The following is a 15907-nucleotide window of genomic DNA, read 5'->3' as shown; positions in this document are numbered from 1 at the left end:
ACTTCCGACGAACAGCAAATGCGCTCCGGCAAACGCCAAAAGGTGCGCCGCGTGTTCAAACAGCGTTCAGCGCGTCTCAGCGCAAGATAGGCGCGTAACTGGCACAAATTGGGGAACCAACCACAAGGTGACCCGCTAAGACATGAGGAATTAAAGGACGTGACAAAAGTGCGGTATGTATACGGTTTGACAAGCGCGCTTCTGGTTGGCGGTGCGGCTGTTTCGCTGATCAGCGGCCAACCGGTAGGCGCCCAGGTTGCGCAAAACGATGAGCGCGTGATGAGCAATGTGGTGCCGCAAGCTGGCGCCCCATCAAGCTTTGCCGATCTCACCCAGCAATTGCAGCCTGCCGTTGTCAACATCGCAACGCGCCAACGTGTTGAAGTGACGCGCAATCCTTTTGCAGGCACGCCATTTGCCGAGCTCTTCAACCGCCGCCGTGGTGGCCAGAGCCAGGAGCCGCAAACCCGCGAAGCGCAATCCTTGGGCTCCGGATTTATCATCTCAGCCGATGGTTTTGTAGTAACCAACAATCACGTGGTTGCCCCGAACAACCGGGCAACGCTTGAAGAAATCACCGTCACCATGCCTGATGGGACCGAGTACGAAGCGGAGTTGGTGGGCGCGGATGCGGCATCTGATCTCGCAGTTCTCAAAATCCTTTCGGACAATGAATTCCCGTTCGTGCGCTTTGGCGATTCCAGCCAGACACGCGTTGGTGAATGGGTTGTAGCGATTGGCAATCCCTTCGGCCTTGGCGGAACTGTCACAAGCGGCATCGTCTCCGCCGTCTATCGCAACACCGGGCAAGGCGGCGCATACGACCGCTACATCCAGACCGATGCCAGCATCAACCGCGGCAATTCGGGCGGCCCTCTGTTTGACATGCAGGGCAATGTGATCGGCATCAACAATGCGATCTTCTCGCCATCGGGCGGCAGCGTAGGCATTGGATTTGCAATCCCCGCTGAGATCGCATCGCCGATTGTCGATCAATTGAAAGAAGGGCGCGAGATTGAACGCGGCTTCCTCGGCGTTGGGCTAGATCCGATCACCGACGACATCGCAGACTCCCTTGGCCTGGCTCGCAATCGCGGTGAGCTCATCCAATCAGTTCAGGATGACAGCGCCGCCGACAAAGCTGGCCTGCGCCCCGGTGACATCGTGACCAGCGTAAACGGGCAGGACGTGACTTCTGAGCAGACCGTCTCCTTCCTCGTCGCCAATCTTGAACCCGGCACTCGCGTTCCAATCGAAGTTCTGCGCGATGGCCAGTCGGTTTCGCTCACTGCAGTGCTTGGAAAGCGGCCAACCGAAGCAGAGCTTCGCGCACAGGCGCAGACATTTGATCCTGATTCCGATGAACCGATGGCGCCGGGCGAATCTGACGGAACCATCGAAGAGAAGCTGGGCTTGCAAGTGCTCGCTCTGACGCCGCAGATCCGCGGCACTCTGGGTCTTGATAGCGATACCGCTGGCCTTGTCATCGGCGCCGTTGATCCGAACTCTGATGCGGGCCGCAAAGGTCTGCGCCGTGGTGACGTCATCCTTTCCGCCAATTACGAGACGGTGGATTCAATTGAAGCGCTCAATGCGCAAATCGCGGCAGCCGAAGCCGACAATCGTGATGCCGTGCTGCTGCGCGTGCAACGGCGCGGCCAACCACCACGCTTCGTACCGGTACGCCTTCGCTGATGGGTGAACGCTCGCCCGCGTGGCGCGCGACCAAACTTATAAATAACAAAGCCGCGCCATTCACATCGAATGGCGCGGCTTCTTGTTTATGGTGAGCGCGTGACCTTTTAATGCATCAGGGAGGAGGTGGCTGCGGCCTGTTCTGCGTGGGCTGCGTCCTTTGCGGAAGCGGCGCTGGCGGCGGCGTGTTGCGCTCCGGTGGCAGAGCGCCGCCTGTGGCCTCCTCCAGGAAATCCTCGCTTACGGCAGGCGGCGGCTCATCGTTGTTCTGGGTGCCGTCTCCCCGCTCTCCATCAACGTCGAACGGGTCTTCGTCAGGATCGCGGCGACCGGGCTCAATCAGATTGCCCTGTTCGTCGATGAAGTAATAATCGTCGGGATCGCCATATAGGTATTCCTCATCCGGCTCCAATCGCCACGCTGGCAGATCAAGATCAGTGTCGAACTCCTCAATCGCGCGGTCCTTTACAGCATATCTCATGTAAGCAGCGAAGGCGGCGGCGGGCGCACGGCCGCCTTGAAGGCCCGGCACCGCTTTTGCGTCATCACGGCCCATCCACACACCTGTCGTGATCCCCGAGGAAAAACCGACGAACCAGCCATCCTTGTTCGATGACGTTGTTCCGGTTTTCCCCGCAACAGGTCTTCCGATCTGGGCGGCCTTGCCCGTCCCGGTGTTAACCGCGGTCTGCAGGAGATCGGTGATACCGGCTGCAACATAGTCGGGCACAAGAGGGGTCTGGCGCGGTTTCTCGCGCTCGTAAATCGTCTCGCCGCCCGCTGTCATCACCTTGGTGATACCATAGGGTTCCACCGCCATTCCCTTCGCTGAAACGGCAGCAAAAGCGCGCGTCATATCGATAAGGCGCACCTCGGATGATCCCAGAACCATCGAAGGAAAGGTAGAAACTGGCGTCGAAATGCCAAACCGCCGCGCCATGGATGCGACGGTGCCAAAGCCAACTTCATTACCCAATTGCGCCGCGACTGTGTTGATCGAATAGGCGAACGATGCACGCAGCGTCGTATCGCCGACATTGCGGCCATTTGCGTTGCGCGGGCTCCACCCATCGATCGTAACCGGCACATCTTTTACGGTGTCGCCCGGCGTGTACCCCGCTTCCAATGCAGCGAGATAGACAAACAGTTTCCACGACGATCCCGGCTGCCGCATCGCGCTTGTCGCACGGTTGAAATTGCTTTCGACGTAATCCTTGCCGCCCACGAGCGCGAGAACAGCGCCATCGCGATCAAGACTTACCAAAGCGCCTTGCGAGCCATCGGGCGTGTTCGCATCAATCGAGGTCGTCGCAGCGCGCTGCATCCCGACATCGATCGTGGTCCAGACTTCCAACGGCTCATTGGTTTCGGGCAGCAAGATGTCGAGCTGCGGCAGCGCCCAATCGGTGAAGTACCGCACCGAGTTCTGGCCGACTTGCTGCTTTAGCTGAACCGCACCCACATCCACCGATGCCTGGCTCGCATTGATGTATCCCTGCTCCCGCATCAGCCGCAGAACAACACGCGCGCGGTCAACGGCGGCCTGCACATCTGCCGTCGGGGAATAGCGGCTCGGCGCTTTTACCAGCCCCGCGATAATCGATGCCTCGGCAATGCTCAGCTCGGTCGCGGGGTGGCTAAAGAAATTACGGCTCGCGCTGTCGATCCCATACGCGCCGCCGCCAAAATACACCTTGTTCAGATAGAGCTCGAGGATTTCCTCTTTCGAAAACTTCCATTCAAGCGCCATTGCAAGGATCGCCTCGCGCGCTTTGCGGTCGAACGTGCGATTGGAATTGAGGAACAGGTTGCGCGCCAGCTGCTGCGATATCGTGGATGTGCCACCCACGCGAGAGCGCGCGCCGGTAAAGCCTTCGACGACCGCGCCCGTGGTACGGATCGGATCGACGCCATAATGATCGAAATACCGTTTATCCTCGACCGCGATCATCGCGTTTTTCATGTTTTCGGGAATGTCTTCATAGTCGAGCCATTCTCCAAAGCTTGGCCCCAGTTCGACAATCTCGCTGCCATCGCGCGCTCGCACCAAAATGGTCTGCGCGTTCGTGGTGGTTTTCAGCTGATAAAAGCTTGGGATCTCACGCGCTGCAAAGCCAACTGCGCAGGCAAGAAAAATGGCGGCCAATACAACGAGCGCGAGCCCCCAAAGGGTGAGCCGTTTGGTCCATCGCCACATGAATGATGGCTGGGCCGCAACCGCTCCACCACCACCTCTGCCGCGTCCCGATGAGCGCGTCTTGCGCTTCGTGCCTGATGCAGAGCGCTCAGCCGCAGCCCGCCTGGAGCCACGCTTTCCCTTGTTCTGGAGACGATCACCCCGTTTCGACATTTCGCGCCTTATAATTGCATCGCTTTACCAAGGCGTTCCGCCCAGACATCTCACATTGCCTAGACGAAATGTAACAGGGCGTGAATGTGGCAAGAGCGTGGCAAAATCCAGCGCTGCGCACCCTTTGACTCTATTCATCCCCATCCGCGACAAATTCGAGCGCGCCGGAATTGATGCAGTATCGCAAGCCGCCCTCTTCCGGAGGTCCATCGGGGAAGACGTGCCCCAAATGACTACCGCATTTCCCGCAGGTCACCTCGGTGCGGATCATCCCAAAACTTGTGTCGCGGTGTTCTTCGACGGTCTCGTCATCGGCGGGTTTGGTAAAAGCGGGCCAGCCGCAGCCGCTGTTGTATTTGGCCGCGCTGATAAAGAGGCGTGTGCCGCAGGCGGCACACATGTATTCGCCGTCTTCGTAAAACTTGTCGTATTTGCCGGTGAAGGCGCGCTCTGTCCCCGCTTCGCGCAGGATATGAAACTGCTCCGCTGTCAGGCGTTCGCGCCATTCGGCATCGGTGATGGTTTTGGGATCGTTGGGGTTCATAGAATTGCCTCTCTCGAGGCTTCATATCGGATTGCCATAGGCAATTCGCAAGCGAGTTGTTTGTGGAGCGAGCGGGTGCCTACAGCACGAGCGCCAAAGAAACTCTCAAAAACGCCTCAGCCGTCAACCTGCGCATAGTGCGCGGGCGGTTTGATCACATCCATCCGTTCGGTGAGGAGCGGGCGGAAACTCGGGCGGCTCTTGAACACCGAATACCATCCCCGCGCGCTTTCGTGACCGGTCCAGTCGATCCCGCCAAGGTAATCGGCAACCGATATCTGCGCAGCAGCGGCAAGGTCCGCCATGCTCATCGTCGGGCCTGCGAGCCAGGGTCGCGTGTCGATCAACCAATCGAGATAATCGAGGTGGCCGTGCGCCATCCTCATCGCATCGCGAAGCCGTTTGCTGTCGGGCGGCTGTCGCAGGATCAGCCGCTTTTTCATCCGCTCAGAGAGCAGTGGCTCGGTAACGTCTGCGAAAAAGTTTTCATCGAACAACGCCGTCAATCGCCGGATTTCGGCGCGCTGGGCGGCGGTACCCATAATCATGGGCGCGCGCTCAACCGTCTCTTCAAAGTATTCGCCAATCGCGCGGCTATCCGCGATCACAATGCTCTTTTCTTCATTGGCGAGCACCGGCGTGCGCCCGGCCGGATTGAGATTGAAAAACATATCGGATGCTGCCCACGGATCCTCGCGCACAAGATCATAGGCGATGCCCTTTTCGCCCATTTGCAGCCTGATTTTGCGACTGAAAGGGCATAGGGGAAATTGATAGAGGAGCCACATTGCGCCTTCGCTTTTGCCTTATCAGATGGGCAAAATCCAGCGGTCAAATCGCTCTCATCGCCCGCTTTGTCGAATGCGGGGGATAAGCTTTATGTTATGGTCAAAACGCGTCGGTTTCGCGCGCCAAATCCGCCTCTTCAAACGCATCCTTCATCCTGTCGGCCATGGCTTGGAGCGCAGGCAGCATATCGGCCATCCCGCTGCTCATCGCGCTCATGGCGTTCATCGCTTTGGGAAGGTTGTCGGCGACCTTGTCTGGCAACTCTTCCGCCTCGGGCGCGATGTCGCGAATACGCGCATCGGGATCTATTTCAGGGCCTTCTCCGCCGGTCGCTTCATCAACAGCGGCGGCGAATTGGCCGATTTCCAGTTCGAGCAGGGACGATATGAAGATGCTGGCAACGGCTGACATCTGATCTTGAAAGACAGGATCGGAAAGCTGCTCTGACAATTCGGAAATTGCAGCCTCGCTGTCATCTACAGCGGCAGCTTGGGCAAAAGCGGCAGAAGGCGCTGCGAGCGCAAACGTGGCGGCAGCGGCGAGCAAAGAAGCGCGCATAGTGAGTCCCCTTTTCGTTAGAGTTGCCGCCGCTTTAGTTCAGGTTCAATTGCATGAAGCTGAATGCAGTTGTTAAATCTTGGATCCTTCGAGCATCAATAGACAGGACGGCATAATCGCCTCGACCTGCCCTTCATCCCACAAGGTTTGCGCTTCTGCGCTCACCAATTGCGAGATGCCATCCCGATCCAGCCCGGTATCATCCATCAATTGCGCCAGCGATCGGACGAAAAATTCGCGCCCTCGCGTTTTCAGATCAGGCCATTTGAGCGCCGCTTCATTACCGTTTTCCTGCCCGTGCGCGACCATTGCAAAGGCAGCGGAACACCGAAGCAGAGCCTTGCTCTCGGTTGAAAGTGGCTTGTCCAAAACGGGCGGAGGTGCCGCCGGTGATTGCAGCGACATCAAGACGGCAGCAAGAGAAAGTGTGATCATGGCAACGCGCATATAGCCGCGCGCATGAACCTCATGCTACCGCTTTTGCGCGAATCCAAACTTGAGAGGAGATTCCCCCAAAATGCTCAATCATGTGATGATCGGCTCAAACGATATCGAGCGGTCGAAATCATTCTATAACGCGGTGCTTGGCGTGCTGGGTGCGGGCGAGCCCATGGCGCATGTCAATGACACGGGTCAAACGCGCCTGTTCTACATCCACGATGGCAGCACGTTCTCCGTCAGCGAGCCGATCAACGGCAAACCTGCCGAACCATCCAACGGTTCAACCATTGGCCTTGTCTGCAATTCGCCTGAGCAAATTCAGGAACTCCACGATGTAGCTGTCGCCAATGGCGGCACGTCCATCGAAGACCCTCCAGGCCTTCGCGAAGGCACAATGGGGCCGATGTATCTGTGCTATTTCACCGATCCCGACGGCCACAAAATCTGCGGCATCCACCGGCCCGGCTAAATACTTTCATCAATACATTCTAGGTTTCACCCTTGGCGCGCGCTTTCGACGAAGGCGGGTGCCGAGTGGTGATGTTTTGGAGGACTGAATTCATGATGATCCAATCGAAAAGCAGATTTCTAATCGCGGCACCGCTTTGCGTCGCTCTCGCTGCATGTGGTGGCGAAGCTGACACAGGCGCAGAAGGCGCTGCTGCAAACATGCCCGGCGCGAATGGCAGTGCAGGTTCGTCTTTGACACTCGCAGACAATGGGCCCGATCTTTGTTTCAAAGCTGCAGCCGAAAAGCTCGGTGCAGATGCAAAAGTTTCCAAACTGTCCGCTTCATTCGGCGTCGGTGAAAACCTGGAACAATATGTCGTTGTCTCAACGCCGCCCGGCGAGCTGAAATCGTGCAGCGTTACGTATCAAGACCCTGAAGATCCGCGCAAATTGCGCGAAATGGGCATGGACGTCGCGACCGGTGAATTCAAAGAATCGCAGCCTGTTGAAATCTCGGTTTTCGGCGATGCCGCAAGCTTCAGTCTTGATGACTATTTGGTACCACTGTCTTCAATCAATACATCTGCGATCAATGATGCAGTGGTCGCACAGCAAGACAAGCTTGGCGCTGCATACAGTGAACATGCCTTGTCGAGAGTGACGCTCGATGATCCGGGCCCGGGAAGAGCCAAGCACATTGTGTCCTTGAGTTTCGCCGGACGAGTAAAATCGAATGATGTGCTCGATAACAGCGGTCTTGGTCTCAATCTGGATGGCAGCGAGGAATACAACAACATAGGCAAGTAAGGGCTTGCGTTTGTATTAGGTTCAGTCCTGCCGCTTGCTAAGCTCGAAAACCGCAAATTCAGCGCGCCAGTTTGCTCCCAAGGGGCTGATGGCGCGCTCGTTGGCGAAGAACCAGGCGCGGCTTATCTCCGCGCCTTTTTCTTTTGCCAACTGCTTGAAATCGGCAATCGTCACGTGGTGGATGTTTTCGGTCGCGTACCAGCTGATCGGCAGCGCGCGTGTGACGGGCATCCTCCCGCCGAACATCAAGGCGGTGCGAGTCTTCCAGTGCGCGAAATTGGGGAAGCTGACAAAAACCGTGGTCCCCACACGCAGCATCTCTTCGAGCAGCATATCGGGCCGCTGCGATGTTTGCAGCGTTAGGCTCATCACCGCGTAATCGAACGCCTTGTTGGGATAGTTGGCCAGATCGCGATCGGCATCGCCCTGGACCACCGAAAGCCCCCGCGCGACGCAGCGCTCCACTTTGGCAGGGTCCAGCTCCATCCCGCGCGCATCGACTTGCTTTGCCTGTTCCAGCTCCGCCATCAGAGCGCCATCCCCGCACCCGATATCGAGCAGACGGGTGCCGGCCCCAATCTGATCAGCGATCACGGCGAGATCAGGTCTTAGGGTTTGTGACGCGCTCATTCGATGAAGCCTTGCACCACGCGATCAAGCTGGTCGTGTTCAAGCAAGAAGCTGTCATGCCCTGCATTTGCGCTGAGTTCTACAAAGCTGACTTTGGCTCCTGCTGCATTGAGAGCATGAACGATGTGGCGGCTTTCAGCGGTGGGGTAGAGCCAGTCGGTGTCGAAACTGATGAGGCAAAATCGCGCTGATGTTCCAATGAAAGCATCGGCCAGCCGCCCGCCATGCTCCTCAGCCAAGTCGAAATAATCCATCGCCCGGGTGATGTAGAGGTAGCTGTTCGCATCAAAGCGCTGGGTGAAGCCGCTGCCCTGATATCGCAGATAGCTTTCGACCTGAAAATCAGCCTCAAAACCGAAGCTTTTCTCATCGCGATCCTGCAAGCGCCGGCCGAATTTCTCGGTCAGCCCTTCTTCGGAAAGGTAAGTGATGTGCGCGGCCATACGCGCCACGGCGAGGCCATTATCAGGTTTGGCATCCCCGCCATAATAATCGCCACCCGCCCACGCTGGATCGGCCATAATGGCCTGGCGGCCCAATTCGTGAAAAGCGATGTTCTGCGCTGAATGCCGCGCAGTAGAGGCAATAACGAGCACGCGTTCGGCCCGATCGGGCCAATTGGCAGCAAGGCTTAAAGCCTGCATCCCGCCCATCGATCCGCCAACCACGGCGTGCAGCCGCTCAATCCCAAGCCCATCGAGCAACGCGATAATCCCGCGCACCATATCGCGAATAGTGATGACCGGAAAACCCATCGCATACGGCTGGCCATCCGCTCCTGAAGATGCCGGGCCAGTTGAGCCCATGCAGCTGCCGATCACATTGGCGCAGATCACAAAATGGCGGCTCGTATCAATCGGCTTGCCCGGGCCGACCATTCTGTCCCACCATCCCGGCTTGCCTGTTACCGGATGCGTGCTTGCAACATATTGATCACCCGTCAGCGCATGGCAGATGAGGACCGCATTCGATTTGTCTGCGGCCAATTCGCCATAGGTCTCATAAGCGATTTCAGCGCCACTAAGCTCCTGCCCGCTGTCGAGCGGGAGGGTATCGGTGAGCGCATACACTTTCGAGGCGGTTGCATTGGGCATCGGCTGCGCGGATTGGGCGAGGTACGCGCCCAAGTCAATCAACGCGTCAATTACACTGTTCTTGCCCTCGCCAAACCGCTATCGACCCGCCCGCAATGACTGATCGCCCTTCACCCAAACAGTACATTCTCGGCATTCACGCGTATAAGCCCGGAAAATCATCCTCCGATGATGGCCGCGCCTTGGTGAAGTTATCAGCGAACGAGAACTCGCTAGGCACCAGTGCTGCCGCCCTGGAAGCACTCGAAAGCGCGCGGGTCGAAGCCGCGACTTATCCTGATCCGGGCTCTACCGCCCTGCGCGAAGCTATTGGCGAATTGCACGGGCTGGATCCTGAACGGATTGTCTGCGGCACGGGCTCGGATGAATTGCTCAATCTTGCTGCTCAAGGGTATGCTGGGGCAGGGGACGAGGTCCTGTTCAGCCAATTTTCCTTTGCCGTTTATGATATCGCCGCGCGCCGGTGCGGGGCGAATCCGGTTGAAGCGCCAGCCACCGATTACACCGCTGATGTCGATGCACTGCTTGCGGCAGTAAACGAACGAACTCGCGTCGTATTTCTAGCTAATCCAAACAACCCCACCGGCACTGCGATCCCGGCGGATGAGGTTGTGCGCCTCCATGCCGGATTGCCTTCCAGCGTGCTCCTGGTGCTCGATGAAGCCTATGGCGAATATGTCGATCCAGCCTTGCAGCGCGTCGGCTTTGATCTCGCCGCTGCGCATTCAAACGTGCTGGTAACGCGCACCTTCTCGAAGATTTACGGTCTTGCCGCAGAACGCATTGGCTGGGCGACCGGTTCGCCAGAACTGATCGACACATTGAACCGCATTCGCGGGCCATTCAACGTGACCGTCTCGGGCCAAAGAGCAGCTGAAGCGGCATTGAAAGATCAGGATTTCGTGAAACTCAGCCGGGATCACAACACGAAAGAGCGCACCCGGTTCGAAGCGGAAATGGCGCAGCTCGGCAATCATGGCCTTACCGCCGTTCCTTCAGCGGCAAATTTCTCCCTCGTCCTGTTCGAAGGCGACCTAACCGCTGAAACCGCTTTGGGCGCGCTTGCTGAGGTGGGGTACGCCGTGAGGCATCTTCCCGGTCAAGGTCTCCCGAATGCCTTGCGCATTACCATCGGCAAGACAGAGGATATGGATCAGGTCATCGCCGCTCTGCGCGGGCTGTGCGGAGAGGCGGCATGAGAATTGAGAAAGTCGCTATTGTCGGGCTTGGTCTGCTCGGCGGCTCAATCGGCCTCGCGGTCAAGGAACGCGCGCCGGGGACGACGACAACAGGCTTCGATACGGATGCGGATGTGCGCGCCAAAGCGGCAGAGCGCGGTCTTGTTGGCACGGTTTGCAGCAGCATTGGCGAGGCGGTTTCAGACGCTGATCTCGTCATTCTTTGCGTGCCGATGGGAGCGATGGAAGAAGCAGCCCGCGCAATGGCATCCTCCCTGCCGCTCAACGCAATCGTCAGCGATGTAGGATCTTCCAAATCAGGGCTAGAGAAAACCTTGTCCTCAGCTTTGCCGGGGCGACACATTATCCCGGCACACCCCGTTGCAGGGACCGAACAAAGCGGGCCAGAAGCAGGGTTCGCCTCGCTCTTCACCAACAGGTGGTGCATCCTCACTCCGCCAGAAAACGCTGATAGCCGAGCGGTCGATGCGCTGAGCGAATTCTGGAAGGATCTTGGCGCGCGTATCGAGATTATGGATGCTGAGCATCATGATCTCGTTCTCGCCGTGACCAGCCATATCCCGCACCTCATCGCCTTCACGATCGTCGGCACGGCAAGCGATCTGGAGGATGTCACGCAATCGGAAGTCATCAAATATTCCGCGGGCGGTTTTCGCGACTTCACCCGGATTGCAGCCTCCGATCCGGTGATGTGGCGCGATGTGTTTTTGTCGAACAAGTCAGCCGTTCTCGAAATGCTCGGCCGATTTACCGAGGATCTGACGGCCCTCCAGCGAGCGATCCGATCAGGCGATGGCGAGACATTGCATGATCTGTTCAGCCGCACCCGTGCAATTCGCAAACAGGTTATCGAGCAGGGTCAAGACGATGATCGCCCCGACTTTGGTCGCGAGGATCACGTGTGATATTGGGTTGCTCTGGCTCGCGCGTGACCCATCACTTTCTATAGACTAGTTCAACGCATTGATTGCGGCGTGCACCCGGGTTTCCAGTTCTCCACGCGGCAGGCCAGCGGGGATAGTTTCGCCGACGCGGTATGTGATTGTTCCCGGACGCTTCACCCAGCCGTGATAAAGCGGCCCGCTGTTCACTGCGACCGGCACGACTGGCAGAGCAAGAAGCTTGTATAGCCCGGCAAAGCCTGATTGCAGCGATGGGCCTTTGCCATGATCGACGCGGGTCCCCTCGGGGAAAATCACCAGCGGTCGACCCTCGGCGACACGCAGCTTGGCCGTTGCGATCATTTCGCGCAGGGCTTTGGCCCCCTTGTCTCGTGCAACCGGGATCAGGCCATAAATCTTTGCCGAATACCCCCAGCCGGGGATGAGAAAGAGCTCCCGCTTTGCAAACACTGCAGGGAAGGAAAACAGGATCGGCATGTCGATCGCTTCGAAAAAGCTCTCATGCTTGACGGCAATCAGGTACGCACCTTCGGGCACTTCGCCATCGACAATGATCTCGATGCCAAGCAGGCTGGTCACACACCAGCGATGCCAGCGCCCCCACAGATTTACGACACTCGCAATCGCATCGCGGCCACTTATGCTGGCTAAGACCGAAGCGATCACCAGCATCGCGCTGAACCCATAAAACAGCGGGTAGAAAAGCAAGCTTCGAAGTGCGGCCACTAGCGTGCTCAAAGGTTGACGATGCCGGCTGCAGAGCTGGCGATCAGTTTGTTATATTCGAGAAACAGCGTCCAGACGCTCGGCTCTGATATCACCGCATCGCGCACCACTGTGACATCGTCAGGCAGCATCCGATCGAGCTCTCCTGCTGCGCGGCGCATATGCCAATCGCTCGTCACGAGGCGCAGTGACGATATGTCGTTCGCCGAAACCCAGTTCGCGCTTTCGGTGGCATTGGTGCGTGTGTCTGTCGCCGAGAATCCCAGCGTAACGCAGCATTCCATGCGCGCTTCATCGACGTCGAATTCAGCTGCGAACTCGCCCACTCTCACGTCACGATCAACCCCGCTTACCAGCATTTTTTCTGCCAGCCCTTCATCGAGCACCGATAGGCCCTGCGCGATCCTGCCAGCCGCGCCCGTGGGGACAATCACCGCATCGGTTGCCTTGTCACCTGCAGGCCCAGGCAAGCTTACAGAAAACCACAGGAAACCAAGAGCCCAGATCAGGAAAAGGCCGGAGAGGATGCGACGTAACATAAGGGGAAATTGTCAAAACATGGATCGCAGCGCGAATGCAATGGTCATCCGACCAGTGACAAACGCCAGTAGGACACCAACAACGGGAATGAACAACAAAATGGCCCAGTCAACCCAGCCGAAACCACCGCCACTAACCAGTCCGCTGTCCAGAGCGGCAAACTGCTGGCCGAGCAACCACACGGCCAGGGAGCCGAGCGATAACCCGACAATCCCGCCGAACGCAGCATCGCGCACCGCCGCGCGTTGGAAAACTCGCAATATCTGCGCGTCCGTCCCGCCCAGAAGATGCACAATCTCGACCGTTTCGCGGTGCGTTGCAAAAGCGCTGCGAGCCGCAAGCCACACAGCCGCAGCAGTGGCAAGTGCCAAAAGCGCAATCAATCCCAGCGCGAGGTATTGAAGAGCTGCGAGCGCCCCATAGACAGGCGCGAGCCAGGCAGATTGGGCATCGACGCGCGCATTGGGCACAGCTGCGCTCAACGCATCCTGCAATCGCGCGATCTCTTCCGGCGAAGCGGGCCGCGAAAGTTCGACGTCGATCAGTGCGGGGATGGGGATATCCTCGCTAGCAGCGCCTGCGCCGAGCCACGGTTCGAGCAATTGCGAAAGCTCATCTTCGGGCACCACGCGAAGGGTTCTCACAAGCTCATCTCGTTCGAGGACTGCAACAATGCTCTCTACACGCTCACCGCGCAGTTCGGGATTGGGCTCAAGCACCTGAATGGCCACTGCATTCGAGATATCTGCCCGCGCCGTCTCAGCCAAATTGCGCAGCGCCAAACCGCCTGCAGCAGCAATCACGACTAGCGCGATTAGGATGGCGATCACCCACGGGATCGGCCCGCCAAACCGCGCCTTGGGCAGCAGATCAGCCGCCGCAACCTTACGCGGTTTGGGAAGGGGCGACCCCTTCATCGCAGGCGGTGCATCAGGAATTGGAACCTCGTTCATGCAGGAGACCGCTCGCTGCCAGCCGATGACGAACCACCCGGCCGCGGCGGAAAGCGCAAGGCACCTGTAGGATCAGACAAACGCCCCTTGTTGAGGCGCATGATGAGCGAATCCGGTACTTTCTTGAGCAGGTGCACATCGTGCGTCGCCACCACGACGGTTGTGCCAACGCGGTTGTTCAACGCTTCGAACAAGCGCAGCAATTTGAGTGCCATTTCGGGATCAACGTTACCTGTCGGCTCATCCGCAATGAGCATGCGCGGGCGAGCGATGACAGCACGCGCAATCGCGACCCGCTGCTGCTCTCCGCCTGACATAGTGGCTGGCTTTGCCTCCGCACGGTGCGACAGGCCCACCCATTCGAGCATGTCGGATACCGCTTTAACCACCTTGCCCTCATCCGTTCCCGACAAACGCAGGGGCAGCGCGACGTTATCAAATGCCGACAGATGATCGACGAGGCGGAAATCCTGAAAGACAACGCCCAGTCTGCGCCTGTAATCGGGCAGTCGTTCGCGCGGGAGTGTGATCATATCCTTGCCGAACAAGCGGATCGCGCCGCGCGATGGTTTTTGCGCCAGATAAAGCAGCTTCAAGAGGCTCGTTTTGCCCGCGCCGCTTGCCCCTGTCAGAAAGTAAAAGCTGCCTGGAAAAAGGGTAAAGCTCAAATCGCGCAGGATTTCAGGATCGGTGCCGTAACGCAGCCCGACATTGTCAAACTTCACAATCTCGTCAGCGCGGTTGGTCATATGCGCGGCCCTTATCAGGGGGTGAGAAACGGGGAAAGCCCCCTGATAAACGACGCTCTGAGATAGCGTCGATTACCGAAGTGTAACGCGCTCGATGTGGAAAAAAGGCCGGATTCGGCCATCCTCGAACGTTAACCACTTGTGCCTGCGACATGGCGGCGTATTGCAAAAGAGACCATGATTTTGACCTGCCCTGCCTGCGCCACACGCTATGTCGTGCCGGATTCTGCAATCGGCGGCGAAGGGCGGACTGTGCGCTGTGCCAAGTGCAAGCATAGCTGGTTTCAGGAACCCAACCTGCCTGAACTCAGTAAGGAAGACGCAGCTGCAGCAGAGGCACGAGCTAAAGCAGCGGCAGAAAGCGAAGCGGCAAAACCAGCGCCGCCACCAGAAACTGAGCCGGAACCCGAAGCACCTTCCGAGCAAGTCGCGGAAGCCAACCCTGAAACCAGCCCCGAACCAAGCAATCCTGACGCTGCTCCGTCGGTCAATCATTGGCGCACGTCTGATGCCCCTGCCGAAACAAATGACGCAGCACCCGATGATCGCGGAGCAGCAGCCTTTGCCGAACAGCCTTCGGATGAAAGTGCAGCGGCGAGCTCCTCAATTGCCGCACGCGCGCTGCGCAACAGCATGGCTCGCCGCGATGAGGCGGCCGAAGCGGATCAAGAATCCGCCGAGATTAAGTCCTCCTCGATTTTTGACCGCTCTTTCATGCGCAAACGCGAGGAAGAGACCGACGATACCGCTGTAGAGGAAGCGGTGGAGGACGAGGGTACGGCCTCACCTGAAGCGTTTGACGACGATGCAGATGCCGTATTCGATCCGGATAGCGACCCTCTGGCCGGGCACAGCTATGATGACGACGCGTATCCGGATGACAGCGAAGACGATTACGACAGCGGCGTATCGCAATTCGAATACAGCCCGCCTTTCACCGCGCGGCGCAATCCCCTCAAGATGTGGACGGCGGCAGCCGTGGCGTTTGCCGTACTGGCGAGCGCAACCGTTTTTGCAGTCAGCTATTACGGTCTTCCGGACTGGTTCCCCATCAATCAACCGACATTCGGCGTAGAAAAGCCTGAGCTTGAGCTTGATTTCCCGCGCGCGGAGCAGCGCACCGAAACCCTGCCCACAGGCGAGGAGATTTTCCGGGTGCGCGGAACGATTTCGAACACGGGCGCAGGAACTGTTGCCGTGCCCAGCATGCTCGTGGTGTTCCTCGATGAAAGAGGCCGCGAAGTGGGCAAATGGCCTGTCACGCCATCCAAAAACGAGCTCGCGCCCGGTGAAACACTCAATGTGACAGAGGCGATTTCGGATATTCCGGCGGCAGCGACCGAGGCGGAATTGGGCTGGGCTCCGAACTGAGCGGCTAATCGCATTTCAAAGTTTGTCTCGCGGGCAGTGCAAAGCTCTTGCGCCTGATCATGCAGGTTGCTAGTGGCGCGCTCCTACCACGGAGCAAGCCTTGCGCTGC

At 58.2% G+C, this 15907-nt stretch carries 17 protein-coding genes; 6 read left to right on the top strand and 11 right to left on the bottom strand.

Going from position 1 to position 15907, the window contains the following annotated elements; all coding sequences use genetic code 11:
- Nucleotides 1-159: 159 nt before the first annotated feature.
- Complete coding sequence (locus AUC45_RS10980; protein ID WP_156423827.1) at nt 160-1695, top strand: Do family serine endopeptidase; 1536 nt, start codon at nt 160-162, stop codon at nt 1693-1695.
- A gap of 115 nt (nt 1696-1810) precedes the next feature.
- Here the strand turns inward: AUC45_RS10980 and AUC45_RS10975 are convergent, their stop codons facing one another.
- The 5 genes from AUC45_RS10975 to AUC45_RS10955 form a co-directional block, all read right to left on the bottom strand.
- Nucleotides 1811-4045 (bottom strand): transglycosylase domain-containing protein, encoded by a 2235-nt coding sequence (locus tag AUC45_RS10975; protein ID WP_067602304.1) that lies wholly within the window; start codon nt 4043-4045, stop codon nt 1811-1813.
- 130 nt (nt 4046-4175) lie between these two features.
- Nucleotides 4176-4589, bottom strand: a complete 414-nt coding sequence (gene msrB / locus AUC45_RS10970) for a peptide-methionine (R)-S-oxide reductase MsrB (RefSeq protein WP_067602301.1) — start codon at nt 4587-4589, stop codon at nt 4176-4178.
- A 116-nt stretch (nt 4590-4705) separates the two neighbouring features.
- Entirely contained in the window at nt 4706-5377 is a 672-nt protein-coding gene (locus AUC45_RS10965) for a glutathione S-transferase family protein (RefSeq protein ID WP_067602298.1), read from the bottom strand.
- A 100-nt stretch (nt 5378-5477) separates the two neighbouring features.
- Entirely contained in the window at nt 5478-5936 is a 459-nt protein-coding gene (locus tag AUC45_RS10960; protein WP_067602296.1) for a hypothetical protein, read from the bottom strand.
- 72 nt (nt 5937-6008) lie between these two features.
- Nucleotides 6009-6371: a hypothetical protein gene (locus tag AUC45_RS10955; protein ID WP_156423826.1), complete on the bottom strand. Its 363-nt coding sequence runs from the start codon at nt 6369-6371 to the stop codon at nt 6009-6011.
- A gap of 82 nt (nt 6372-6453) precedes the next feature.
- Here AUC45_RS10955 and AUC45_RS10950 point away from each other — a divergent pair, with 82 nt between their 5' ends.
- On the top strand, nt 6454-6846 hold the full coding sequence (locus AUC45_RS10950; RefSeq protein WP_067602290.1) for a VOC family protein: 393 nt from the start codon (nt 6454-6456) through the stop codon (nt 6844-6846).
- A 71-nt stretch (nt 6847-6917) separates the two neighbouring features.
- Nucleotides 6918-7634 (top strand): hypothetical protein, encoded by a 717-nt coding sequence (locus AUC45_RS10945; RefSeq protein ID WP_233998706.1) that lies wholly within the window; start codon nt 6918-6920, stop codon nt 7632-7634.
- A 21-nt stretch (nt 7635-7655) separates the two neighbouring features.
- Here AUC45_RS10945 and metW read toward each other — a convergent pair whose 3' ends face one another.
- Both metW and AUC45_RS10935 read right to left on the bottom strand, forming a co-directional pair.
- Nucleotides 7656-8264, bottom strand: a complete 609-nt coding sequence (metW, locus tag AUC45_RS10940; protein WP_067602285.1) for a methionine biosynthesis protein MetW — start codon at nt 8262-8264, stop codon at nt 7656-7658.
- The gene (locus AUC45_RS10935; protein WP_067602282.1) at nt 8261-9358 is read right to left on the bottom strand and encodes a homoserine O-acetyltransferase; all 1098 of its coding nucleotides are present in this window, start codon (nt 9356-9358) and stop codon (nt 8261-8263) included. Before AUC45_RS10935 ends, metW begins: the two co-directional genes overlap by 4 nt.
- A 95-nt stretch (nt 9359-9453) precedes the next feature.
- Between AUC45_RS10935 and hisC the strand changes: the two genes are divergently transcribed.
- The gene (gene hisC / locus AUC45_RS10930) at nt 9454-10557 is read left to right on the top strand and encodes a histidinol-phosphate transaminase (RefSeq protein ID WP_067602279.1); all 1104 of its coding nucleotides are present in this window, start codon (nt 9454-9456) and stop codon (nt 10555-10557) included.
- On the top strand, nt 10554-11462 hold the full coding sequence (locus AUC45_RS10925) for a prephenate/arogenate dehydrogenase family protein (RefSeq protein WP_067602276.1): 909 nt from the start codon (nt 10554-10556) through the stop codon (nt 11460-11462). The genes hisC and AUC45_RS10925 overlap by 4 nt, the downstream gene beginning before the upstream one ends.
- A gap of 45 nt (nt 11463-11507) precedes the next feature.
- Here the strand turns inward: AUC45_RS10925 and AUC45_RS10920 are convergent, their stop codons facing one another.
- The 4 genes from AUC45_RS10920 to ftsE are packed head-to-tail and all read right to left on the bottom strand — an operon-like array spanning nt 11508 to nt 14427.
- Nucleotides 11508-12185: a 1-acyl-sn-glycerol-3-phosphate acyltransferase gene (locus tag AUC45_RS10920; protein ID WP_233998704.1), complete on the bottom strand. Its 678-nt coding sequence runs from the start codon at nt 12183-12185 to the stop codon at nt 11508-11510.
- A gap of 8 nt (nt 12186-12193) precedes the next feature.
- The gene (locus AUC45_RS10915) at nt 12194-12724 is read right to left on the bottom strand and encodes a YdcF family protein (protein WP_067602272.1); all 531 of its coding nucleotides are present in this window, start codon (nt 12722-12724) and stop codon (nt 12194-12196) included.
- A gap of 12 nt (nt 12725-12736) precedes the next feature.
- Nucleotides 12737-13678, bottom strand: a complete 942-nt coding sequence (locus tag AUC45_RS10910) for an ABC transporter permease (RefSeq protein ID WP_233998702.1) — start codon at nt 13676-13678, stop codon at nt 12737-12739.
- Nucleotides 13675-14427, bottom strand: a complete 753-nt coding sequence (gene ftsE, locus AUC45_RS10905) for a cell division ATP-binding protein FtsE (RefSeq protein ID WP_067602270.1) — start codon at nt 14425-14427, stop codon at nt 13675-13677. Before ftsE ends, AUC45_RS10910 begins: the two co-directional genes overlap by 4 nt.
- Before the next feature lie 177 nt (nt 14428-14604).
- Between ftsE and AUC45_RS16180 the strand changes: the two genes are divergently transcribed.
- On the top strand, nt 14605-15798 hold the full coding sequence (locus AUC45_RS16180) for an MJ0042-type zinc finger domain-containing protein (RefSeq protein WP_067602268.1): 1194 nt from the start codon (nt 14605-14607) through the stop codon (nt 15796-15798).
- The last annotated feature ends 109 nt before the right edge of the window (nt 15799-15907 follow it).

This window comes from Erythrobacter sp. YT30, assembly GCF_001542875.1.
Classification (GTDB): domain Bacteria; phylum Pseudomonadota; class Alphaproteobacteria; order Sphingomonadales; family Sphingomonadaceae; genus Erythrobacter.
The sequence above is the reverse complement of the archived record's forward strand: the minus strand, read 5'-3'. Positions and strand labels throughout refer to the sequence as shown.